The sequence below is a fragment of the Chromobacterium sp. CV08 genome, from assembly GCF_051129845.1.
Classification (GTDB): Bacteria; Pseudomonadota; Gammaproteobacteria; order Burkholderiales; family Chromobacteriaceae; genus Chromobacterium.
The window spans coordinates 3,286,955-3,310,413 of the sequence record NZ_CP150453.1; the positions used below are offsets into that span (position 1 = coordinate 3,286,955).

The 23,459-nt window shown below is 59.3% G+C and carries 17 protein-coding genes; 6 read left to right on the plus strand and 11 right to left on the minus strand.

Annotated elements, in window-relative coordinates:
• Positions 1-287 precede the first annotated feature (287 nt).
• Positions 288-3,290 carry an ATP-binding protein gene (locus WNM05_RS15260; protein WP_434628321.1) on the minus strand — a complete coding sequence of 1,001 codons (3,003 nt, stop codon included), beginning with the start codon at positions 3,288-3,290 and terminating at the stop codon, positions 288-290.
• A gap of 66 nt (positions 3,291-3,356) precedes the next feature.
• Complete coding sequence (locus WNM05_RS15265) at positions 3,357-4,025, minus strand: response regulator transcription factor (protein ID WP_434628324.1); 669 nt, start codon at positions 4,023-4,025, stop codon at positions 3,357-3,359.
• 1,110 nt (positions 4,026-5,135) lie between these two features.
• Here WNM05_RS15265 and WNM05_RS15270 point away from each other — a divergent pair.
• Genes WNM05_RS15270 through WNM05_RS15285 form a run of 4 tightly spaced genes read left to right on the plus strand, consistent with a single transcriptional unit; the run spans position 5,136 to position 8,270 of the window.
• Positions 5,136-5,588, plus strand: a complete 453-nt coding sequence (locus WNM05_RS15270; RefSeq protein WP_434628327.1) for a cupin domain-containing protein — start codon at positions 5,136-5,138, stop codon at positions 5,586-5,588.
• Positions 5,589-5,607: 19 nt separating this feature from the next.
• The gene (locus tag WNM05_RS15275; protein WP_434628329.1) at positions 5,608-6,447 is read left to right on the plus strand and encodes an alpha/beta hydrolase; all 840 of its coding nucleotides are present in this window, start codon (positions 5,608-5,610) and stop codon (positions 6,445-6,447) included.
• Between the two features lie 21 nt (positions 6,448-6,468).
• A complete protein-coding gene (locus WNM05_RS15280) occupies positions 6,469-7,581 on the plus strand; it encodes an SDR family oxidoreductase (protein ID WP_434628332.1) in 1,113 nt (370 codons plus the stop codon).
• Between the two features lie 2 nt (positions 7,582-7,583).
• Positions 7,584-8,270 (plus strand): hypothetical protein, encoded by a 687-nt coding sequence (locus tag WNM05_RS15285; protein WP_434628335.1) that lies wholly within the window; start codon positions 7,584-7,586, stop codon positions 8,268-8,270.
• A gap of 49 nt (positions 8,271-8,319) precedes the next feature.
• On the opposite strand, the gene WNM05_RS15290 is transcribed toward WNM05_RS15285, so the two are convergent.
• A complete protein-coding gene (locus WNM05_RS15290; protein ID WP_434628337.1) occupies positions 8,320-8,649 on the minus strand; it encodes a hypothetical protein in 330 nt (109 codons plus the stop codon).
• A gap of 175 nt (positions 8,650-8,824) precedes the next feature.
• Here WNM05_RS15290 and WNM05_RS15295 point away from each other — a divergent pair, with 175 nt between their 5' ends.
• Positions 8,825-9,202 (plus strand): hypothetical protein, encoded by a 378-nt coding sequence (locus WNM05_RS15295; protein ID WP_434628340.1) that lies wholly within the window; start codon positions 8,825-8,827, stop codon positions 9,200-9,202.
• 167 nt (positions 9,203-9,369) lie between these two features.
• On the opposite strand, the gene WNM05_RS15300 is transcribed toward WNM05_RS15295, so the two are convergent.
• The 8 genes from WNM05_RS15300 to WNM05_RS15335 form a co-directional block, all read right to left on the minus strand.
• The gene (locus WNM05_RS15300) at positions 9,370-10,932 is read right to left on the minus strand and encodes a xylulokinase (protein WP_434628343.1); all 1,563 of its coding nucleotides are present in this window, start codon (positions 10,930-10,932) and stop codon (positions 9,370-9,372) included.
• 397 nt (positions 10,933-11,329) lie between these two features.
• A complete protein-coding gene (locus WNM05_RS15305) occupies positions 11,330-12,526 on the minus strand; it encodes an MFS transporter (protein WP_434628346.1) in 1,197 nt (398 codons plus the stop codon).
• A 178-nt stretch (positions 12,527-12,704) separates the two neighbouring features.
• Entirely contained in the window at positions 12,705-15,944 is a 3,240-nt protein-coding gene (locus tag WNM05_RS15310; RefSeq protein WP_434628349.1) for a transglycosylase domain-containing protein, read from the minus strand.
• Between the two features lie 189 nt (positions 15,945-16,133).
• Entirely contained in the window at positions 16,134-16,460 is a 327-nt protein-coding gene (locus WNM05_RS15315; RefSeq protein WP_434628352.1) for a hypothetical protein, read from the minus strand.
• 9 nt (positions 16,461-16,469) lie between these two features.
• Positions 16,470-17,348 carry a hypothetical protein gene (locus WNM05_RS15320; RefSeq protein ID WP_434628355.1) on the minus strand — a complete coding sequence of 293 codons (879 nt, stop codon included), beginning with the start codon at positions 17,346-17,348 and terminating at the stop codon, positions 16,470-16,472.
• A 284-nt stretch (positions 17,349-17,632) separates the two neighbouring features.
• Positions 17,633-19,345, minus strand: coding sequence for a putative 2-aminoethylphosphonate ABC transporter permease subunit (locus WNM05_RS15325; RefSeq protein ID WP_434628358.1), 1,713 nt, complete (start codon positions 19,343-19,345; stop codon positions 17,633-17,635).
• Positions 19,339-20,439, minus strand: a complete 1,101-nt coding sequence (locus tag WNM05_RS15330; RefSeq protein WP_434628361.1) for a putative 2-aminoethylphosphonate ABC transporter ATP-binding protein — start codon at positions 20,437-20,439, stop codon at positions 19,339-19,341. Before WNM05_RS15330 ends, WNM05_RS15325 begins: the two co-directional genes overlap by 7 nt.
• A 74-nt stretch (positions 20,440-20,513) precedes the next feature.
• Positions 20,514-21,524 carry a putative 2-aminoethylphosphonate ABC transporter substrate-binding protein gene (locus WNM05_RS15335; RefSeq protein ID WP_434628364.1) on the minus strand — a complete coding sequence of 337 codons (1,011 nt, stop codon included), beginning with the start codon at positions 21,522-21,524 and terminating at the stop codon, positions 20,514-20,516.
• Positions 21,525-21,738: 214 nt separating this feature from the next.
• Here WNM05_RS15335 and WNM05_RS15340 point away from each other — a divergent pair, with 214 nt between their 5' ends.
• The gene (locus tag WNM05_RS15340; RefSeq protein ID WP_434628367.1) at positions 21,739-23,346 is read left to right on the plus strand and encodes a diguanylate cyclase domain-containing protein; all 1,608 of its coding nucleotides are present in this window, start codon (positions 21,739-21,741) and stop codon (positions 23,344-23,346) included.
• Positions 23,347-23,459: the final 113 nt, after the last annotated feature.

Sequence of the window (23,459 nt, forward strand, 5' to 3'; positions counted from 1 at the left end):
GGATCAGGGGTTTTGTTAGCAGGTCCAAGCAGGAAGCAACTCGACTCTCATCGTCACCATGCCGTGCACCGTCGCCGACACGCCAAGGCCCGCGGCGGCACCGATCACGGCGCTGGCGATAGCCGCCAGTCGCGATGACATCGAACCATTGCCCGCACTCCGGCATCGCCTGCATGGCGCTTGATTTGCGCCAGAGCGGCACGACAAGCCGCTTCAAGACCCGGCACGACAGCCGTTTCACGCCTCTGCTACGATGTTGCAGGACGCACCGGTCAAACAGGACGACCTCACTCCTCCCCCTCTATCTCAGCACCCAATAGATCGGCCAGCTTCTCCGCAGTGCAAGGCTTTTGCACAAACCCCGCAAATCCTTCCTCAAGATACCGCTCGCGTTCGTTCATTTCCGAGCAGGCCGACAATATCCAGAACGGGCTGGGATGACGCATCCAGTTATCGACGCCTTTGATCTGCTGCGCCAATTGATAGCCGCTCATATCCGTCAGCCTCAAGTCCATCAAGGTCAGATCAAAATGCTCGGCTCGCCAGGCGGAAACCGCGGCCCTGCCGTTAGCGACCGCCACGACGGTGAATCCAATCAAGACCAATTGCTCCCGGATGATTTCGCGGCAAATATCATCATCATCAACCAGTAGCAGCGTTCTTCCCGCCCCAGCCTGCTTGAACGCCTCAGGTCTGCTGGGCGTCGGTTTTTTATCAAGCATGCCGATACTGCATGCGATTGCCTCGATCAGCCTGGTGCAACTGAACTCGGATTTCGGAATCAGCGTAGTCCGCTTCCCCATGATCACGATATCGGACACATCGCTTACCGCAACATCCGCCGGAGGCGACATCACGATTTCCGCCTGAAAATGGCACAGCCATTTTTTTATGTAATCCCGCAAGACTTGATGCTGGATATCCAGCCATACTCGCCTGCCGGTCATAGACAGGAAGGGCTTTTCAATACAATCATCATGCGATGCCGCCGATGGCAGCTGCAACTCGACGCAGAATTGTGTTCCCATCCCCGGCTGGCTGCTGACCTCTATGCTTCCGCCCATTTTACTGACCAGCTTTTTGGTAATGGCCAAACCCAGCCCCAACCCACTCCCCACCTCCGGATTTTCCTGGCTGTAAAAAGTAAACAATCGAGATTGAAATGACTCGGCCATCCCCTTTCCGGTGTCGGTCACAACTATTTTGAAATGTCCTGGCGCAAGCATCGATGTGATAACCACCACCTCCCCTTCTGCGGTAAACTTGACCGCATTACTGACCAGGTTCGAAACCATTTGCATGATGCAGGCTTCATCCCCATAGCAAAAATAGTTCTTTGCCGGCTCACTGAGAGAAAACAGGCTCAATTGTTTTTTCTTGGCCTCGGCGCAAAACAAGGCAACGGCCCTATCGACAACTCGTGCCAAATTGATCAATCCGACGTTCAATACGACTGTCCCTGATTCCAGTTTTGAAAAATCAAGCAGCTCGTTTAACTTATCCTGTAATAGCTCGGTAGAACGGGTGGCGATATCCAACTGTCTATCTTGCTCAGATGTCAATACAGAATGTTTGAGTAGATTCAACGCACCCAGCACGCCGGTCATCGGCGTTCTCACCTCGTGCCCGATAGTCGCCAAGAAATCCGTCTTGTTTCTACTTTCCAACTCGGCAAGTGTATATTGGCGCATTGCTTGAACAGCATCCTGCTTGGCCTTATCTCGAAATCCTGCGACACGGTAATTTACCCATAACAAAATCAGAACGACAATGGCAGTCAGAAAAGCTGGCCCAGACAGATACAGCAAAATATCGCTCAACTCATAGCCTTGCCTTACATATATCATATGCTGATATTTATGTAATCTATCCATAAAGTCCGGAGGTTGAGATGAGATATAATGATTTAATGCACTTGCTAAAACCTTGGCATTCGGCGAAATGATCAGCACCAGCTTCTCCTCCCCTTTCACATGCCTATCCAGGTATAACTTACCCGCATATGTCGATAGCAGGTCATTCGATACCGCTTCGACACTGACGGCAGCCGCATCCGCTTTTCCGGACACAACCGCTTGTAAGCTTTGCTCTATCGTATCCATAGCCACAATTTTCTTGGCCGCTGGGAAATTATGATAACGGACGGCTTTGAAGTGATTCAGCGGAGCGGTAGCAATCTTGTCGTTTGCATTTCGTGTAGACCTGACCAATCCCCAAGAAATGGTATCGTAAGGAATATTTATGATTCCCCCATCAAAAACCTGGGGTTGATAAGGCGTCGCCACCACAACATCCAAATCCGATGCATACATCGCATGGACGGAGTCAACATTGGGAGGAAGCAAAATTATTTCATAAGGAATCTTCAAACTTTCAAAAAACGGCTTCAGTAGAGAAGCGCCCACCCCGACCCATTTTCCTTGACTGTCAATCCTGTCATACGGCAATGGCTCGCTTTTTAGGCCCACCCGAATCGGGCCATGCTGCAGCAGCCATTGCCTATCGAGATTGGACAAGCCCCCGCTCTTTTTATCCTCTGTCAACCATCTGGATTGTATTTCAGTGAGCCTCGCGGCTGAAATCATATCCAAACCGTGTTGCACAGCATTTTGCAATCGTTTGCATTTAGGTGCGACTGCAAAACGAATGGGTATCGAATAGCGCTCGCCGAGCAAATCAGGCACAAGCAAGGAATGAATATATAGTTCGCCATGCCTGGACAATAAATCGTCACGAGCGCTCTGCGCCATACTCTCGAAAGTGATCAACGCAACCATTTTTCCAGAAGCGACCGCCTGCACTCCCTGCAAGACACTCTCAAAGTATTTAAATTTCGCTTTAGGGAAAAATTTTGTGAAATAATCCATCAGGAACGGCGAACCGGAGACACCTATTTCACTACCACTTTTGACAAAATCGATCAAACTCTTATACTTATCTTTCGATACCAGATCAATTCGCTGATAGGCATAAGGCGATGAAAGCCAAGCCTTGGTTGAGGCCATATGGGATGCAACATGCGTAATGACATTTATTTCCCCGGAAGTGAATGCGGCTCTCAACTCACGCAAAGTGGGATAGATTCTGAACTGAATCGAGACACCACTGCCAAGCAATGCCTCATTCAATACGTCCATATCCAGCCCTACCGGAATACCATTACTACCTATTGTACAAAATGGGCGGTTGCAGCTTTTCAATATACCCGCCACAGCCTGATAGCAAGGGGCCACTTCGGCATGTGCCACGAAAGACGATACCATTAATGCCGTCATGCAAAAAAACAGCATGATTTTTTTTATACTTCGCATACATCACACTCACATTTGACGACCACAATCGATTGCAAACCGAAGTCACCGGGACTCTTTCTTTATCTTGGTGACTCCCTCCAACTCCAAATAACTCATCAAACCAAAATCGTTTTTTATGCCCAGCTTTCTCATGACAGACCGTTTTTGCGTACTGATCGTTTTTATGCTGCGCTGCTTTTTCCCTGCGATTTCACTAACACTCATCCCCTCCGCCAACCACAATAATACTTCCCACTCTTTCTTGGTCAGCTTTTTCGAATCCCTATCCCAGCTGGCGACATCAGCAGTACAGCACCCCTCAATATCGGCAGCATTCCTGATCGCCTCCAGCAATACCTGCTGCGAATCGCCTTTGTAAACAATCTCACTGACACCGACATTCTTGCCATGACAAATCTTTGTCAAATACAGCTGACTGGTAAATAAAATAATCTTGGCTTCTCTTGCTGTTTCTTGTGCCACGCGCAGCCAGGCAAAGCCGTCTTTTGCTTCATCCGGCATTGAAAAATCTATTACCAACACATCGCATGGCGCTGCTTCCTTTACGTTAAGCAGATACTCTTGAATCGTGGTCGCAGTAAAAACCAACTCAATATCCATCTGCTGAGACAGGAACTGTTCCAGCCCCAGTAAAATAATAGGATGATCATCAACCAGCCCCACTCTGATACGCCGGCCGTTTTTGAAGATTAGCGATTTACTTGTTCTCATACCTGGTCTCAACTATCAACTCACTGGGCATGTCGCCACCGTTAAAGTGCAACCAGCTCATGTTTCGTTGCATGCTGCACCACTCATACCACTCATCTAGATACGCCTTGCCTCGGAGCCTTCGCCACTCTTAAGACCCGCTGACAAAACCTCTGATCCTGCGGTGCGCCTCCTTGCCTTGCTACCCGTACCGTCTGCGTCGGCTCGCCTTGGCTCGGGTGCTTTGCGAGGTTTTGTCTGCCGCGTGGAATCCGGCAATCACACAGGCAGCAAACCATATTGAGATGGTGCCGCGGCAATGCGACTCCCCACTCCGGATGCCTCCGGCAGCTTTCCAGCACTGCAGACATGCGATCGAAAAGCCCCCGGTCCCTGCCTCGCCTTCGCTCCAATAGACCGGCAGGATCAAGCGGCGTGGCCCCTGGCATCGGTCCACGCCATGTAATGAACCATCGCCCCACCGCCATATACATGGGTAGCGGCATCGCCTCGAAAAATGTCTGCGTGCGCGGTTTAGCAAAACAGCGGAAGTTCCAAAACCATCATTCCATTCGCTGAATCTGCCATTCGCCCGCTCTCCATGCGCTGGCCGAGACCCGTACCGATATGGGTCGGCTCAAGGCCTGGCCGAGACTTTTACTCCACGCTGGTAAGGCAAACCTCAGCTTGCCCGAGTTCTATCGACAAGCAATATAAATCGATTGATAGCGGGATAATTCTTAAAAACAGCACGTAAATTTTAAATAACTCATTAAGTTTGAAATAAAGCATTGAAACAACAAGCAATGGAGGCACTTTACGCTCCCCATAAAAGACATATGGCATACATCATTTGGGTTAAAAACCTGTATGGCCTATTCGAATACGCTTTGACTTCTCTTTGTCCATCCTACGTTAACGCATTGAAGATGCCTTGTAGCAATCGACAATGCTTTTCAGATTAATCTGAAATTGATCAAAACAGTTGGCAATCGACCCAAGGGAAGGTTATATCGATTGATTCAGACAATTCTTAAAATATTCCCATCTCAAATCAATTACAAATGACTGCCTTTAATTTGAACATCGTCATATCGACGTGATTATCTTTAGTTCAAAGTCGAGGTAAACATGATTTCTAGGCTTATATCGGCAACCATTATCGCCATAGCCTGCCTGGTACAAACCAACAGCGCGCATTCGGAAAACACGCAAGCCGCCTCCACCGAAGTTCTAGTACAGAACAGTAAATCATGGGATGGCAATTCGTATCGTGCCTATCCGCTCGGCATTCCCGAACTTGCAGTCATGAAAATATATATTCCGCCAAGGACCAAACTACCTTGGCACTTTCATCCAGCACCGAGTGCCGCTTATTTATTATCTGGGAAATTGACTGTAGAAAAACAAAACCGAGAAACCGTCACGATATACCCAGGACAAGCTTTTCTTGAAACCGTCAAAACTTGGCATAGAGGGGTAACTTACGACAAGCCGGCAGTATTAATCGCATTCTATGCCGGCTCATTTGGGATGCCTTTATCTGAAGGCTATGTAAATGCTCATTTGGAAAGTGGGAAATAACCACTAACTGGTATCGACCATGACAAAAGTATCATTGCTGTTTTTTATCTCTCTCACCTTGATCAGCGCACTTTTTTTTGATCATTGGCAACGAATGAAAATATTCAGCCCATCACACCAGTTACTTCCCACGCCGGAAGAGAGAGGTATTCCATTCAAGAATGTATGGATTACTGTCAGAAATCAACAAAATGAGGACAAAGGCATTTTGCATGCATGGTGGCTACCAAACAAAGAAGCCAGCATATTGTACTTGCATGGGAATGACAGCTCCATTTCAACCGATATCGATAAAATCCTCCAAATATGGAATGCAGGATATTCGGTACTCGCAGTTGATTATCGAGGATTTGGACAAAGCACCAAGATATTGCCAAGCGAAAGTAGTGTGACTGAAGATGCCATGGCTGCCTGGCAATATTTAAAGTGGATATCCTCCGGGAAAAATGGCATTCGTGCCGTTTACGGCCATTCACTGGGCAGCGCGATCGCAATCAACCTTGGGCAACAACATCCGGAAGTTGATTATTTGATATTGGAAGGTAGTTTCACATCGATCGCCGACATATTGAAAGAAACCGGAAAATATCAATGGCTTCCATCTTTTTTACTGACTCAAAAATTTGAATCCTTCAAAAAAATAAAAACAATAGCAATACCAAAGTTATTTATTCATTGCGACAAAGACTCGGTTATTCCTTTATCGTTGGCGGAAAAACTTTATGAAAACTCCTCCACGCCCAAAAACAAACTCATTATCAATGGCGATGACCATCAAGCATGCAGCTATGCCGCCCAATCCGATTGGAAAAATCATATGCAGCAAATATTAAAAATAAAAAACACCTCTTCAAAATAAGCTGTATCCAGGACAAGCACAATGAAATCCCGCATGCTTATTACAGGAGCAACAGGCTTCCTTGGTGGCGAACTGGCTGCCCAACTTATCAAGACACCACAATGGGATGAAGCATTATTTCTAGTTAGAGCTTGCAGTCCCGCTCATGGACGACTCCGCTTGGCGGATACGCTGTTGAAACATGGAGTGGAATTCAATCTGATTCCCAGATTACGCCTCGATCAAATTATTTGCGGTGACTTGAATACTGCTTTCGAGTGGGGTAAAGACATAAACCGACAGGCGGATCAATTGGACGTTATTAATCTGGCCGCGGTGACATCTTTGAATCATCAGCCGTCTTTATGGACTAGCAACGTCACAGCCGTAGTCAATATGGCGGGATTGCTACAAGGCTTGTGTACAATACGGCGCTTTATCCAGATTGGCATCGCGACATCCTGCGGCCAACAAGCAATTTCTCCAGTCCTGGAAAGTTATGATGCAAAAGAACATACTCAGCATTTTTTAAAATATACCGCTAGCAAATATGCCGCCGAATCTCAATTACGGAAAAAATTTCCAACACTTCCATTAATTTCCGTACGGCCCTCGACCATTATTGGCCATACCCTACATGGCTGCACGATATCCGGAAGCATGTATTGGCCATTCCGAATTGCCCGTGCCTTGGGCTGCTTTCCTTTCAAACCACATCAGGCCATGGATATCGTACCAGTAGATTATTGTGCTCAAGCTTTGCTCTTTTTGCTCAATAAGCATCGTCTTACTGATCGGATATATCATATTTCTTCCGGCCTGATAGACTCATGCACTTTCGCTGAAATCAATGACAGCATTGCTAAAAGCATAGGGAATGCTTCAATGCAAAGCTATCAATACAAATCAACTGCCGAAATCTCCAAGCTGCAGAGCCAGTTCCCTGAACTACTGGGGGCCTGCGACACCAAGCTGGTCATGCGCGCCATCAGGACGTATGCCCTGTTTTCTCTGTCTGGCCTGATTTTCAGCAATCAGCGCCTATTAGATGAAGGCATGCCGCCGCCACCACCGTTTTCAAGCTATGCAGGCCTATGTGAGATTACCAGCCAGACCAGTTCAATTATCGAACAAATGAAGCACGATTATTCATAATCGTGATCAACCTTTCTCTGACTGTTTTACCCAAGGGATTGACTATGCGTGGGAAATGGCCTCTACTTCGACCAAATAAAAATATAAGGGAAGATGTCTGGCTTTACCCAGGCTGGGAAGATACTGCACTCATTCGCTTAAAGGCTTTTTTATTACTGCAAGGGTTTAATTCGATCCTGTTATCCACGCCATGCCTGACGGATGCCTTACAAGCTTGGTGCAGGAATTTCCGCATCGTCCCGCAACCGCGAATCATGCTGAAACATGATAAGACGGCATTCCATCCCGCACCAGCCTTCGCCAAAAGACAATTAAGATTAACCAACGGTGAAGTGTTGCATCACTGCAGGATAGCCGTTACTTGCGCAAATCTGACACTGGCAAGTGTGGACCATTGGTATTCACCCGAGCGGATCTCCAACCATCAGATCGGAATCGAATCCTCACTGACCGCAACCTTGCAAACCAGCTTGCACAGAGAGCTACTGGAATCCAAAATTCTTTGGAGTATGCTGCCCAGCCACCTTGACCCCATCAAAAAAAATCACTGCCCTAGGCGATTAAGAATTCCAAGAAGAATTTTGCAACATTATTCAGTTTCATATGGCGCCGATAACCAACCTTATAGCTTGGCCCTCGAAACCTATATGAATGGGATTTTTGCATTCCCTCTCAACAGCTTTTCATGAATTGGGCTTTACCTCGCCCTGAGCATCCAACTCCAGGGCGAGGCGCTTGCTAACCTTTCGATTCCGTATTGGCAATTCTGTTATCCATTTTACTAATCGAACTTTTCACTACCCCTCTAAGCTTTTCCATCTCCACCTTCATCTTTTCAATATCCTTTTGCAAAGAAACCGACTCGATCACAGAGCAACATGCAGCCAAATCATTCAAATCGAGATATAGAGACAACCCTGCCAATGAGTGGGACACACCGACCATTTCATCATAGCTTCCCGATTCAAATAATAAAACCAGCCGTAAGAAATCCGCCTGAATTCTTTCCCTTGCCATGCACAAAACAGACCGGCTTACAATATTCTTACCACTCTCATACTCAGTCATCACCTTACTCCTCCATAAGCAAGCATCACTAAGCATGTGACTAGTACGCCTCAATCACAATAAATATGCCCCTTCTCTATTATTTTAGGACAACTCTGAAATTCATTCCAAACACCCCTCCGGGTTAGGATGCAAACTACCATTCGATAAGAAAATAGCACAAGGAACTATTTAGATGGAAAAGAAAATTGAAATAACAGCAAGTCATGTCGCCAACCGAATTTTAATAGCCATTCATATCGACCGCGTCAGAAGCTTCCTATTGGATCTTGACGTCCAGCTACGAAAACAAGACATATGCCAAGCTGCATATCGCGCAGAAAGAGCACGCTTGATTCCTTGTCACAGTTCAAAAGAAGAAATCGACAAAATCATCCAGAATAAAATCATAGGCGCACTGCAAGAAATCGTTTTTCTAGCACGGAGCGTCAACTTGCCCGTAGTCTCTCAGGAAAGTGAAAAAGCAATGCTTGCCTGTCAGGAAAACAATCCCAAAATGATCAGACAAGCGTTGCTGGATTTGATTAAAGCCCTTGAGAAAGAAATTTCTTGAATTCAAGCCGGGAAACCATTCCAGAATCGCACCGACAGCGATTTTCCGCTATCGCAACATGACATCCACCCCACGCAGGTGGATCGCCATCGATATTCCCGTCATAGCCGCATGTTCCGTCACCGTCGAAAGCCGAGCGCTTGCATGCGAGGCCCGCGGATGCGGCATCAGCAACGCGATATGCTCTCGGGCTCCGCCAGTCGCGGCCACGCCGCGATCGGGCCGCCCTCGTCGGCCAGCGTCGGCAGCGCCGCGGCATAGCGTTTGAACATTTCAAACTTGGAGCGGATGCGGTGCCGCTCGCCATGACGCGGTCGCCATGTCGTCGTCGCCGCCACCGTTCCATCCATGGCCTCGAGAAAATCGTTTGGGCAGCGGACCCATCCCAACTCTACCGCCGCCAGCGCCGCCAGCCCGCGCAGAGGAAGCATCTGGGCATCGGGCTTGACCAGCAATTCGAGCTCGAGGGTATCGGCGATGGCCTGCAGCCAGGCTTCGCTTCTGACACCGCCGCCCACCACCGTCAGCGGGGCGGCAGACTGCATGCCCAGCAGTTCCGCACACCACCGCAGCGACAAGGCGGTGCCCTGCAATACCGCCTGCAGAATCTGGCTGCGGGTGGTCGAAGCCGTGATGCCCAGCAGCGCGCCGTTCGGCGCCGGCAAGGCGATAGGACACCGCTCCGCGTGCAGATAGGGGATGAACAACAAGCCATCGGGCACCTCGGCGCCGTCAAGCTCGGCGGCGAACAGGCGGAAGGAATCGGCGACGCTGTCCCCGGGCCGATGCCCGACCAGGGTGAGCGCCCAGCGCAGGATGTTGCCGGCGTTCAGCACCGGCGCCGCCCGCAACGACAGACCGGCGGCAACGCCGGCAAGCGTGAACACCGGCCGGTCGGCCGCGGCCGCGCCGGGGGGCGCAAGATGCGCAAGCCAGGCCGTCGTGCCCAGGTACAGATACGCCTCGCCCGCCCGCCCCACCCCGGCCCCCAGCGTCGCGGCGCCGGCGTCGCCCAAGCCGCATAACACCGGCGTGCCGGTCGCGAAGCCTGTCTGACCGGCGGCAAGCGCGGTGACGGCGCCGACCTGCTCCCCCGCCTGGCGCAACTCGGGCATCGACGCCAAGGGAACGCCATAGTCGGCGAGCAAGCCGGCATGCCAGGCATCGGCCCCCGGCAGGTACAGTCCGGTGGTCGAGGCATTGGTGCGATCGGTGATATGGCTATCCGTGAGGCGCAGCACGATATAATCCTTGGCGCCCAGCACGATGTGCCGCAGTCGTTGGAAATCTGGACCGGACTCGCTGCGCCAGCGCAGCAGCTTGGGAAGAATCGACGCCGCCGTCAATGGATTGTCGAGTTCGCGCGCCAAGGTGTCGGCGCCATAGCGCGCATTGATTTCCCGCGCCTCAGGCTGCGCCCGCTGGTCGGCATAGAGCACGGCCCGGCGCAACGGCGCCTGATTGCGGCCCAACGGCAGGAAATTCTGCATTTGTCCGCTGACGGCTATCACCGCGATCCGGTTCGGCGCGACGCCGGATCGCCACCAGCCGGCGGCGATGCGCTGCACGGCGTGGAACCAGTCGTTCGCTTCCTGCTCGAACGCGCCGTTGTCATCGCCGAAAGTGGTCAACGCGATCGAATGTTCCAGGCTCGACCGGCCATGCCGGTCGAGCAGCGCGGCCTTCACCTCGGAAGTGCCGATATCGAAGCTTGCGATATAAGACTGCACCCGTCGCCCCCGTCTGTTGCCATGCCACGCCGCGTCGGCATGGCGTCTTCCGTCTGAATCTAGAATATTTGGCGGACAGACTGATCGGTCGCGCATAATTTAGGAGTTGTCTTAAAAATGGCGGCGCGGCCTCCGGTCGACCGCGCTTTGGCACGGCGACCGGAACGGCGGACAGGCTCGGACGACGGGCAGAAAAAAAGCCGCATGGCGCGGCTGCAAAGGGGTAGATGGATTGAACTCGAGCAATATTGTTCAATCTCGGACCAATTTAACACAGATAAGCTGCGCGTCAAAATTCATTTGGCAAGCGTTAATAGCCAAAATTGGCACATATGAGAAAACAGAATAGCGCAAGCGGAACCGGCCCGCCGCCGAAAGACCGTCTGCAGGCGTAATGCTATACGGCGGCGCCATCGGCACGCCGCGCCTGCCCGCCAGGCAGCGACGCCGCCGCCGCCACGCCCAGCAAGGCGCACGCCATGCCGGCCAGGAATACCGAGCTGTAGCCGAAGCGGTCGGCGAACAGCCCCGCGATCGGCCCTGTCAGGCCGTAGGCCAGGTCCTGGCAGGCGGCGAAACCGCCCAGTGCCGATCCGCGCAGATGGGCCGGCACCCGCCGCACCACTTCCACGCCCATCGCAGGAAACACCATAGAGCAGCCGATGCCGGTCAACAGCGCCCCCGCCAGCGCGCCGGCCGGGTGCGGCGACAGCCAGATCAGCCCTTGCCCGCAAGCCTCTACCGCCAGCGACAGCATCGCCACCCGCGCGCCGCCGACGCGATCTGGCAGATGGCCGAAACCTAGCCGCACCAGTACGAAACCGATGCCGAAACCGGTCAGCCCAAGGCCGCCCCAGGCCCAGCCACGGCTGGAAAAATACAGCGCGAAAAACGCGCCGAGCCCGGCGAAACCGACCCCTTGCAGGAATACCGCCGCGCCGGGGCGGCCGATGCGGCCGACGATGCGCAGGAAGGACTCGCGTTTGCCTATCGGCGGCGCGACCGGCGCAAAGCGATGCACCAGCGCCAGCCCCGCCAGCGGCAGCAGGATGCAAACCAGCATCAGCGCCTCGAAGCCGGCATGGCGGTACAGCAGCAGGCCCAGCGGGCCGCCGGCGGCGAAAGCGCCGTACATGCCGATGCCGACCAGCGACATCACCCGGCCGGAATGGGCAGGCCCCATCAGGCCTATGCTCCACGCCGCCATGCCGACGATGGCCAGGCTCTCGCCCACGCCCAACAGCAGACGGCCGGCCAGCAGGACGGCCAGGCCAAGGCCGGGCTGCGCCGTCAGCCGCGTCGACGCCAGGCAGACCAGGCCGGCCAGCGCATACCACAACAGCCCGCGCTGCATGCAGGCCTTGCCGCCTCGCGAATCGGACAGGCGGCCGGCATAGCCCCGACTCAATATCGTGGACAGAAAAGCGATGCCGACCGCCAGACCGCCGGCGGCATTGCCGAAATGCAGCGAGTCGATGACATGGATGGAGGTCGCCGGCAGCGACATCGCCACGGCGAGATAGGACAGGAACAAGGCGGCGGTCTTCGCCAGCAGGCGGCGATAGGCGGCGGGGAAAGCGACAACTTCGGACATGAAACGATCTCCGCACCGCAGGCGGGGGCAGCAAACGTCCCGACGCGGACGCGACGCACCCAGCCACCCCGCGGTGGACAAAAGCGCGTTGATTGACGTAAGGCTGCAAGCAGCCCCCCGCAGCGCATGGCGGGCCAAGATAGCAGCAAGCCGCCGGGCCGGCAAGCGCCGGCCTGGCCTAGCCTTCGTCGCGACGGCCGGAGATCAGCGCGTCCTTCTCTCGGCGCGGCAGCGCCTCCATCGACGGCGGCTTCAGCAGCTGGCACATGCCGTCCAGGCTGGGCACCAGGCATAGCGGCGTGCCGCTCTGCACGCCCACGTCGGGCGTGCCTTCGGCCACGCTGTCGGCGCCATGGCTGGTCTCGCGGGCGCTCAGGTCCAGCCTGGGCATCAGCGTCGGCGCCAGCACTTTCAGCACCTGCACCGGCAGGGCGCTGGTGAATTTGTAGTCGGCCGCCTTCGGTCCGGCCACGTAGGCGACGATGGTGCCGAAATAATGGTCGCCGATGTAGAACACGAAGGCGCCGGAACGGCTGACCACGCGGGCCGAGGTCAGGCCGCCGCCGCGCGAGAAGGTCTTGAAGCGGTTGTCGCCGGTGCCGGTCTTGCCGCCTATCAGCGTGTGCTCGCCCTTCTTGCGGTCGAAGGCACCCGAAACGCGGTGGGCGGTGCCCTTGTCGACCACTTCGGACAGCACCTGGCGCACCAGTTGCGGAATTTCCGGCGGCAACACCCGCACGCCGCGCGTCGGCGCCTCGGCCAGCGTGGTGTCGTAAGGCGTGTCGGAGGCGAAATGCAGCTTGTCGATGTACACCGTCGGCAGGCGCACGCCGTCATTGGACAGAATGCCCATCAGCTCGGCCAGCGCCGCCGGCCTGTCGGCGGAGGCGCCCAGCGCGGTGGCGTACGACGGCACCAGCGAGTCGAACGGATAGCCCATGCGCTTCCACGCCGCGTGGATCTGGCGGAAGGCGTCTATCTCCTGGATCTGGCGGATGCGGCTGTCCTGCCCGCCCTTGTGCTTGCTGTTGAACAGCCACTGGTACACTTCCTGGCGTTGGGCGGCGCTGGCGTCCACCATCTCGCTCCAGCCGGCCTGCGGATGCGCGTGCAGATAGGCCACCATCCACAATTCCAGCGGATGGATGCCGGCCAGATAGCCGCGGTCGGCCAGGTTGAAGCGGTCCGGCCCCAGTTCGTCGTACAGTTTGCCGATCGCGGCCGAGTCGAGCTTGGTCGGCGTCGTCAGATATTTGGCGATGAAGGCCGCCATCTCGGACTGGCCGGCCTGCGGATGGACGCTGCGGAAGATCACCGCCAGCCGCTTGGCGCTGCGGCGCGCCTTCTCGACCAGGATGGCGTCGATCTCGCCCGGATTCTTGCCGTGGTATTTGCGGTAGAAGCCGGCCATGAAGGTCCGCCCCTCTCGGTCGGCGAAACGCTGCAGATAGGCGCGCCGGCGCGGATCCTCCTTGTCGTTCATCACCACGCGGTCGTAGCCCGGCGGATACATGTAGTAGCGGGCGATGTCGCGCATCAGCCGGATGTACACCAGATTGACCGAGTGCTGGGTCGCTTCGCGCAGCGTCATGATGCGGCCGTTGTCGCTCTTCTCGAAGTTTTCAAAGGTATGGCGTCCGCCGCCGGTGAAGAAGCTCTCGCCGGGGTTGGCGCTGTACTGGCGCTCCATCGCCGCCGCCAGCATCGTCGACAGGCTGCGGTCGTCGTTCTGGCGCAGATAGTCTATCGCCCAGCGCCGCAGCACCGACTCGTGCTCGGTCGGCCGGATCTTGGCCAGCTCGTCGCGGCCGACGGCGGCATACTGCCTGTGCAGGTCGGCGATCACTTCCAGATAGGTCACCAGCGTGCGCAGCTTGGCGGTGGAGCCCAGATCCAGCTTGGTGCCCTCGTTGATGTCGAAGGGCTGGTCGAAGTTGTCGGCCTGCACCCTGACCTTGTTGCCGTTCGGCGTGCGCTCGATCAAGGTGAAGCTGTAGGTGACGCCGCCGGGCGAACCCTGTTGCAGCAGGAATTTGTCGCCGAGTCCGACCGACTTGGCGTAGTCCGGGTCGCGCAGCTTCAGCAGCTGGTCGGTGACGCTCTGCTGCAGCCCCGAATCCAGCGTGCTGTTGACGGTCAGGTCGAGATGGTCCAGATCGTACATCCGCGGCACGCCGAGCATGCCGGCGAGCTTGACCCGTACCGCGTTGGCCCCCTTGCGTTCGACCAGCGACTTGGCCGTCAGGTTGGCGCGCTCCCGCTGCTGGCGCAGCGAAACCTGCAGCGCGGCGTCGCGCAGCTCCGGCGTGATCACCTTGTCCCGCGCCATCAGCCTCAGATAGGAGTTGGTCAACTCCTCCAGCACCTTCATGTCGCCGTTCAGATAGAACGACGGACTGCGTTGCGAAATCATCAGACTGAAGGCTTCCTTGAACACCGTGGCCTGCTCCTGCACCGACTGCGGCTGCGTGCTGGCCAGCGTGTCGTTGACCTCCTTGAACGAGCGGCCGTACCACGCCCACATGCCGTCGCCTATGCCGGAGATTTCGCCGAAGCCGGCGCGCGCCGCCAGCGGCACGGTGTTCAGATAGGCGACCACCAGTTGCCGCCGCGAGCCGGTGGTGTCCTCGCCGTTCTGGTAGGCGCGCACCGAGGCGGACAGCATCTGGCGCAGCTTTTCCTTCGGCGAGCCGGTGCGGCCGCCCGGCGAATGACGGAATTTCTCGATCTGCGTCGCCAGCGTGCTGGCGCCGGCGGAATGGTAGCCGGGCCGGAACAGGTGCAGGCCCTCGTCGACCAGGGCCTTGCCGAAGCGCGACCATTCGACCGCCGGATTCAGCTGAGGATTGCTTTCATCGAGCAGGGTGTGGTTTTCGATGTACAAGAGCCCGGACACCAGCAGGCGCGGCAACGAGTCGAAATCGGGATAGATGCGCTGCGGATACGGCGCCTGGTAGATCGCGCGGCCGTAGCCGTCGTAAAGCCGCAAGCCGCCCTGGTCCTTCTCCCGGTAGGGCAGGAACAGCCCCAGCGGCAGCAGCGGTCCGGTGACGCCGCTGTCGGCCAGCTTGATCAGTTCCGGCGACTGCCTCGCCTGCTCCGTCACCACGAAGCCGCGCTGCTGCAGCCGCGCCAGGTAGTTGGGCATGCCGGTGTAGCCCAGCCGCTGGTCGTAGGGGCCGCCGCCGGCGGGAAAGCGCATGTCGCGGCTCTTGCCCGGCTCCACCTTGAACGTCGCGTGGCGGCTGGCATGGCTGAAGAACAGCGCCTGGAAGCGCGAGGTGTGGACTTCGTTGAGGAATAGCGATACGGCCAGCCCGCACAGCGCGAGGAACAAGCCGGCCAGCGCCCACCACGTGGCGGACGAGGACGGCTTGCCTTTGCCCAATCCGAGTTTGGCTTCCGGAGTATCTATCATGATCTGTCGGCCCCGGAGGGGCGCCCCCCTGCTGCATGAACTGGAGAAAACCGCTTGCTGCACCGGATTGCACTGCCAGGCCGTCAGAATCGCCTGAGGCTCTCCTCAATATCGGACAGCCGGCACGCTTTAGAAAGGTGGGAAAAGCTTGTTAAACATTGTTCGATGTTTTCACCCGTCCTCCGACCCTCAAGCCAGCAAAGCGGCGGCCTGGCCGGAGGCCTGAGTGGCCAGTTTCAGCGCCTTGGCGACGAACTCGATCGAGTTGGCGGTCTTGGCCAGTTGCCGCTCGGCGTCGTCGGCGGCCGAACAGGCGGCCTGCAGCGTCGCCACGACGTCGGCGTACTGGCTGGTGGTCTGATCCAGGCTGCGGGCGATCGCCGCCATCGCCTGCCCGCTCAACGCGTTCTGCAAATCGCTGAAACTGCGGCTTTCGTCGCCGGTGGTCGCCACCATCAGGTCGTTCATCCGCGAAGCGAGGCCGGTCAGCTGCTCGGCCAGAGCGTGGTTGTCCATTCGGTTCTCCTATTGGCCGGGCAACGCGCGGTAGAAGCCGCGCAGGCGCCGCGCCTCGGCGATGAAGTCGCGCAGCCGCTCCAGCCGCTCGCCCGGATCGTCCAGACTGCGACGAAGTTGGCGGTGCGTGTCGGGAAACGCCTGCAATGCCAGGTCGGCGGACCCCAGCGCCTGGTCCAGCCTGACGTATTGCGCCAACTGCCCGGCCGCGCCGAGGTCGAACTGGTAGCGCGCCCAGCTGCCGTATCGCGGCCGCACGCCGTCGGCGTCGACGAAGCTCAGGTAGCGCAGCTTGATGTTCAGCAGATAGAGCCGCAGTTCCGGCAGCGCCTGCCGCATTTCCTCGGCCAGCCTGTCCAGCCCCGGCTGGGCCAGGTCCATGGTCCGGCGCAGGCCGTCCTTCCTCGCTCTGGCCAGCAGCGCCTGGCCGTAGGCGTCGACGGCGGTGGACAGGCCGTTGGCGGTGACGGCGCTGACGCCGCTGCCCTGCAGCGACCGCAGGCTGGCGGCCAGATCCTGGGCCGAGCGGTCGACATCGGCTGCGCTGCCGGCGCCGGCCAGCTTGGCCAGCGCGTCGGCGTAGCGACACAGCATGTCGAGCGAGGCGCGCAGCCGGCTCAGCGGCGTCGCCAGATCGTAGGACTGTCCCTGGGCATTCAGCAGCGGGAAGCCGTCGCGGCCTATCTTGCGGTCGGGCGCCGTCAGCACCGCGCTGTCTCGGGCGTCCCGCTCCAGCGCGTCGAAACTGGCGTCGGCGCCGGACTCGACCTGCCTCGCCGCCTCGCTCCAGGCCGAGAACTTGCCGGCGTCGACGCTGCCGCAGCCGGCCGGCAGCAGGCAGGCGGCCGACAGCGCGATGCGGACATAAATAGATGACTGGCGATGCATGCGGCCTCCCCGGCGGCGCCTCCGCCCAAAATCGATCCCTCATGCTTTACAGATATAGGCCGCCGTCATGACAATTCAACTGGATTGCAGACCGCGGCGTTTCGAGCCTGTTTACGATCTTTTGCGGCATCGGCGGTTTCTGCCCGATGCCGGGCGCGGAAAGCGGCCCGTCGCAGCGCCGTTCTCCGCGACGGGCGTTTGACAAAGCCATGCGCCGGCAGACAAGGGAACGCCGCCGATCCGGTTCCGTGAATCGGCGGCGGGCGCGGCCGGGGTGCTCCGCGTCAGCGTCTGGCGTCGACGCCGTGCCGCCAGCGCTGATGGCGCCGCGCCAGCAGCCGCTCCAGCCCCAGCGCCAGCAGCCAGGCGGCGCCGGAGGTCAGCGTGATCAGCGTCGCCATCGCCGCCGCCGCCGCGGTGTCGCCGGCATCGTCCATCGTGACGATGGCCACCGCCGCCAAGCCCTTGCCCGGGCTGATGATGAAGATCAGCGCCGACAGCGTGGTCATCGCCGACACGAAGAAAAAGCGCGCCACGTCCAGTAGCGCAGGCAGGCAGACCGGCAGCGTCACCCGGCTCAGCGTGGTCCAGAACGGCACTTTCAGCGAGGCGGCCACCGCCTCGAACTCACCGTCCAGCTGGCCCAGCGACGCGGCGACGGTCAGATGCGCCGTGGTGTAGAAGTGGGCGACGGTGCACGCCACCATCAGCGCCATGCCGCCATACAGCGCGTTCAGCGGATTGGCCGGATGGTTGAAGAAGAATACATAGCCCAGGCCCAGCACCAGCCCCGGCACCGCCATCGGCAGCATCGCGAAGAAGCGCAGCAGCGCGCGCCCCAGCGGCGCCGCCTTCAGCTTGTCGCAGGCGTAGGCGCCGAGAAAGACCAGCGCGCTGCCGACCACGGCGGTCGATGCCGCCATCAGCAGGCTGTTGCCATAGGAGTCCCAGCCGCCGCCGTCTACATCGTCGAAGCGGTAATGGGCCAGCGTGAACGACAGATCGTACGGCCAGTAGCGGATGAAGGAGGCGGCCACGCCCATGCCCAGCATCGCCAGCAACGGCAGCGAAATCAGCGCCAGCAGCGCGGTGGCCGCCGCGTCGCGCCGCCAGTCCGGCGCCGGCGCGTACAGCACCGCCCTGGCCGTCAGCGCCGCCTGCTGGCGCCGCGCCATCGCGCGTTCGATGAAGAAGGACAGCACGGCCGGCAACAGCAGCATCAGGCCGATCACCGCGCCGCGCGGGAAGTTCTGCTGCCCCACCACCTGCTTGTAGGCCTCCACCGCCAGCACATTGCAATCGCCGCCGACCACCTTGGGCACGCCGAAATCGGTGAGCACGACGGTGAACACCACCAGCGCCGACGACACCAGGCCGTAGCGCGCGCCCGGCAGCGTGACGGTCAGGAACTGGCGCAGCGGACCGGCGCCCAGCGTCCTGGCCGCCTCGTACAGCCTGGCGTCGGCGGCAGACAGCGCCACCGACAATATCATCAGCGCATACGGAAAGGTGTAGAAGGCCTCGCCCAGCGCCACGCCCCAGAAGCCGTAGACGCTGCCGCCGTGCAGCCAGTCCCTGAGCAGGCCCTGGTTGCCGAACAGATAGACCAGCGAGATCGCCGGCATCAGCGACGGCGCCAGCAGCGGCGCCAGCGCGATCTGACGGAACAGGCCGCGGCCCCAGGCGCGGCTTCGGCGCAGCGCCCAGGCGAAGGCGAAGGCCAGCGGCACCACCAGCGCCGACACCGTCGTCGCCAGCAGCAGGCTGTTGCCGGCGGCGCGCATCAGCCCCGGCGAGGCCAGCACGTCGACGAAGTTGGCCGGACCGGCGAAATCGCCGTCGCCGTTCAGCACCGACTTGAACAATATGAACAGCAGCGGCAGGCCCAGCACCAGCGACAGCGCGGCCACCAGCGTCCACACCAGCGCGGCCGCCGCCCATTTTTCCCGGTCCGCGGGCCGGGCGGGCCGCATCATTCTCCACGCCAGGCTCAGCATGCGGCCTCCGCCGGGTAGGCGCGCAGCAAGGCGGCCGGCAGCTCCACCGGCACGATCTCTCCCGGCAACAACGGTTGCCGGTTCAGCATCGACGGGCAGACTTCGGCGCGCAGCGTGACGCCGGGCATGCCCTCTGGCTGCAGGCGGACATCGGTCATCGCGCCGCCGAAGGCGACGTCGGCGACGCGGGCCAGCAGGGTGTTGGGCGCCGGCTCCCAGCGCGGCTTGACGATGATGTCCTCCGGCCTCAGGAACAGCGTCAACGCGTCGCCGTCGGGCAGATCCTGCTCCAGGCCCAGCACGCAGCCCCCTATCGCCGCCTCGCGCGCGCCGCGGCGCGTCGCCGGCAGCCAGTTGGCGTCGCCGACGAATTCGGCGACGAAGCGGCTGGCCGGGCGGCGGTAGATTTCGGCCGGCGTGCCGACCTGCTCGATCCGGCCGGCGTTCATCACCACCACCCGGTCGGCGATGGCCAGCGCCTCCTCCTGGTCGTGCGTCACCATCAGCGTCGTCACGCCGAGGCGCCGCTGCAGACCCTTCAACTCCTCGCGCAGCTTGTCGCGCACCCTAGCATCCAGCGCCGACAGCGGCTCGTCCAGCAGCAACAGGCCCGGCGAGGTGGCCAGCGCGCGCGCCAGCGCCACCCGCTGCTGCTGGCCGCCGGACAGCTGCGACGGATATTTGCCTTCCGAACCCGGCAGGCCGACGATGTCCAGCAGCTCGCGCACGCGGCGGGCATGGCCGTCCCGGTCGCCGCGCGGCTTCAGGCCGTAGCCGATATTGTCGGCCACCGTCAGATTGGGAAACAGCGCATAGCTCTGGAACACGATGCCGTAGTCGCGGCTCGCCGGCGCCGCCCGGGTGATGTCGCGGCCCGACAGATGGATGCTGCCGCCGTCAGGCAGGTCCAGCCCGGCGATCAGCCGCAGCAGCGTGGTCTTGCCGCAGCCGGACGGCCCGAGCAGGCAGACGAACTCGCCCTTGCGGATGGAAAGGGACACCGCGTCCAGCGCGGTGAAGGCGCCGAAGCGACGGGTCAGCGCGCGGGCGGACAAATGCTCGGACAAGGCGGACAGGCTATCGACCGGTTTCATCGGGTACTCCAGTGCCTGGGACAGAATGCATCGATAAGCCGCCCCCGCGCGGGGGCGGCCGGCGCGGCAAGCGCTTACTCCTTCGGCGCGGCCTTGCTTTCATAACGGCGCGACCATTCCTTCAGGATGGCGTCGCGGTTCTTCGCGGCCCAGTCGAAGTTGTTGCCGGACAGCCGCTGCGTATAGTCGACCGGGATGAACGGGTTGCGCGTGGCCACGCCCGGCATCGCCAGCACCGCATAGTTCCGGTCGTACAGCTTCATCGCCGGCAGGCTGACCGAGAAATCGGACAAGCGCTTCGCGGCCTCCAGGTTCTTGCCGCCCTTGATGATGGCGGTGGCCTCCAGCTCCCAGCCCAGGCCTTCCTTCGGATAGACCAGGTCGATAGGCGCGCCCTGGCGCTTCAGCTCGGCGCCGCGGTACTCGAAGGAGATGCCGATCGGATACTCGCCGGCGGCGGCCATCTTGCACGGTTTGGAGCCCGAATGGACGTACTGCGCCATATTGGCGTGCAGCTTGTCCATATATTCCCAGCCCTTCTTCTCGCCCATCATCTGCAGCCAGGCCGAGACGTCGAGATAGCCGGTGCCCGACGAGGCCGGATGCGGCATCACGATCTGGCCCTGGTAGACCGGACGGGTCAGGTCGGCCCAGCTCTGCGGCTTCGGCAGATGCTTCTTCGCCGCCTCGACGGTGTTGAAGCAGATGGTGGCGGCCCAGACATTCATGCCGGTCCATTTCGGCGGCCTGGCCTTGTCGACGAATTGCGGGCTCAGCTTCTCCACGCCCTTGGGCGCATAGGCCTGCAGCATGCCCTGCTGGTCCAGGATCATCAGGCTGGTGGCGGCCAGGCCCCACACCACGTCGGCCTGCGGATGGTTCTTCTCCGACAGCAGCTTGGCGGTGATGATGCCGGTGGAGTCGCGCACCCAGCGGATTTCGATGTCCGGATTGGCCTGCTCGAACGCGCGCTGGTAGTCCTTGACCTGGTCGGCCTCCAGCGCGGTGTACACCGTCAACGTGGTTTTGGCGTAAGCCAGCGGGGACAAGAGTCCGGACACGGCCAGACCGACTGCGACTGCCATCTGCTTCTTCATCGACGATGCTCCTCGGTTTAGACGTATAGACAAATATATCCATACGCCGCCTGCTGAAAATTCCAGCCGCCACGATAAGGGGGAGCGATGACCGGCCGGTGAAGACCCGATGAAATTTGTCTTGCGACGCTAGACGTCCGCGTACCGGCACAAAACAAGCGCATCAACTACTATGACAGAGTGGATATAGACTGAGGAAAACATGACCTTGCGCCGCGTCTTTGACAGCATAGTCACCCGCCTGCTGGTGCTGGCGCTGCTCATCGTCGCCGTCGGCTCCGTATCCCGCTACTACGCGCTGACCAATTTCCTGCATGAAGATCTGAGCAAGGTCGTCGAAGCCCAGCAACTGGCGCTGGCCAACTATGTCGCGCGCGACATCAACGACAAGGTGGCGCAACGCGAGGATCTGGTGATCCACCTGGCCGCCGTGCTGCCCCCGGATCTGCTGCGGCAACCGTCCCGGCTGCAGGACTGGCTGCAGGAGCATTATCAGTACCAGCCGCTGTTTTCCGTCGGCCTGTTCGTCGTCGGGCCCGACGGCCGTTCCATCGCCGACTATCCGCCCAAGGCCCCGCGACGACAGGTGCAATACGGCGACCGCGATTACGTCCGCATGGCCTTTCAAGGCCATGCCTATATCGGCCGCGCCGCGATCGGCCGCGTCACCCGGGTGCCGGTGCTGCCGATCAGCGCGCCGGTGCGCGGCGCCGACGGCAAGGTCGCCGCCGTGCTGGTCGGCGTCACCGCGCTGGCGGCGCCGAACTTCCTCGATCTGATGCAGCACACCCGCATCGGCGACTACCGGGACAGCTTCCTGCTGGTCTCCCCGCGCGACCGGCAATTCGTCTCCTCGTCGCAGCCGGACATGATTCTGCAGCCGCTGCCGCCGGCCGGCGTGAATCGGCTGCACGACAGGGCGATGGCCGGTTTCCGCGGCGCCGGCATCACCGTCAACGCCAAGGGCGTGGAAGAAGTCAGCGCCATCGCCTCGGTGCCGCGCGCCGGCTGGTTCGTCGTGGCGCGCCTGCCCAGCAGCGAGGCCTTCGCCACCGTCGAGCGGGTCAAGCGCTTCACCCTGCGCAATACGCTGACCGCGCTGGTGGTGTTCACGCTGTTCTCCACCGTTGGGCTCTACATCGTGCTGCGGCCGCTGTTCCAGGCCGCCCGCCACGCCGACAAGATGACGCGCGGCGAACTGCCGCTGGAACCGATGCCGATACGCCGCAACGACGAGGTCGGCCACCTGATCGCCGCCTTCAACCGGCTGCTGCACAAGCTGAACGACAAGCAGGAGGAATTGGCGCGGATGGCGCACCACGACTCGCTGACCGGCCTGCCCAACCGCTCGCTGCTGTCCGACCGCCTGCACATGGCGCTGGCGCAGGCGCAGCGAAAAGATGCCAAGCTGGCGCTGCTGTTCATGGATCTGGACGGCTTCAAGACCATCAACGACAACCTCGGCCACCGGGCCGGCGACAAGGTGCTGTGGCAGGTGGCGCAGCGGCTGGCCGGCATCGTCCGCCAGACCGACACGCTGGCGCGCATCGGCGGCGACGAGTTCGTGCTGCTGCTCAGCGATCTGGACGACAATGCCCCCGAGATCGCCCAGACCGTGGCCGAAAAATGCCTGGAAGCCTTCGACACGCCTTTCCTGGTCGCCGGCAGCACCTGTAAGCTGGGCATTTCGATCGGCATCGCGCTCGGCGACGGCATGAGCACCTCGGACAGCCTGCTGCAGGCGGCCGACCAGGCGATGTACCGGGTCAAGAAGACCGGCAACAGCGGCAGCGCGACCATCTGTCTTTGATGGCCGCGCCTGGGCCGCCCCCTCTGCGCGCGCCGAGCGTGCCAAGAGGCTCGCCGGCGATGCCGACATATAATCAACGCTGCTCCGACCAACGGTTTTCCGCATCGAGAGGC

Bases quoted from the DNA above. Each gene is read 5' to 3' on its own strand.
- WNM05_RS15310 (WP_434628349.1), bottom strand. From the start codon at position 15,944: ATGATAGATACTCCGGAAGCCAAACTCGGATTGGGCAAAGGCAAGCCG.
- WNM05_RS15280 (WP_434628332.1), top strand. From the start codon at position 6,469: ATGAAATCCCGCATGCTTATTACAGGAGCAACAGGCTTCCTTGGTGGC.
- WNM05_RS15320 (WP_434628355.1), bottom strand. From the start codon at position 17,348: ATGCATCGCCAGTCATCTATTTATGTCCGCATCGCGCTGTCGGCCGCC.
- WNM05_RS15340 (WP_434628367.1), top strand. From the start codon at position 21,739: ATGACCTTGCGCCGCGTCTTTGACAGCATAGTCACCCGCCTGCTGGTG.
- WNM05_RS15260 (WP_434628321.1), bottom strand. From the start codon at position 3,290: ATGCTGTTTTTTTGCATGACGGCATTAATGGTATCGTCTTTCGTGGCA.
- WNM05_RS15335 (WP_434628364.1), bottom strand. From the start codon at position 21,524: ATGGCAGTCGCAGTCGGTCTGGCCGTGTCCGGACTCTTGTCCCCGCTG.
- WNM05_RS15270 (WP_434628327.1), top strand. From the start codon at position 5,136: ATGATTTCTAGGCTTATATCGGCAACCATTATCGCCATAGCCTGCCTG.
- WNM05_RS15295 (WP_434628340.1), top strand. From the start codon at position 8,825: ATGGAAAAGAAAATTGAAATAACAGCAAGTCATGTCGCCAACCGAATT.
- WNM05_RS15315 (WP_434628352.1), bottom strand. From the start codon at position 16,460: ATGGACAACCACGCTCTGGCCGAGCAGCTGACCGGCCTCGCTTCGCGG.
- WNM05_RS15305 (WP_434628346.1), bottom strand. From the start codon at position 12,526: ATGTCCGAAGTTGTCGCTTTCCCCGCCGCCTATCGCCGCCTGCTGGCG.
- WNM05_RS15265 (WP_434628324.1), bottom strand. From the start codon at position 4,025: ATGAGAACAAGTAAATCGCTAATCTTCAAAAACGGCCGGCGTATCAGA.
- WNM05_RS15325 (WP_434628358.1), bottom strand. From the start codon at position 19,345: ATGCTGAGCCTGGCGTGGAGAATGATGCGGCCCGCCCGGCCCGCGGAC.
- WNM05_RS15290 (WP_434628337.1), bottom strand. From the start codon at position 8,649: ATGACTGAGTATGAGAGTGGTAAGAATATTGTAAGCCGGTCTGTTTTG.
- WNM05_RS15275 (WP_434628329.1), top strand. From the start codon at position 5,608: ATGACAAAAGTATCATTGCTGTTTTTTATCTCTCTCACCTTGATCAGC.
- WNM05_RS15330 (WP_434628361.1), bottom strand. From the start codon at position 20,439: ATGAAACCGGTCGATAGCCTGTCCGCCTTGTCCGAGCATTTGTCCGCC.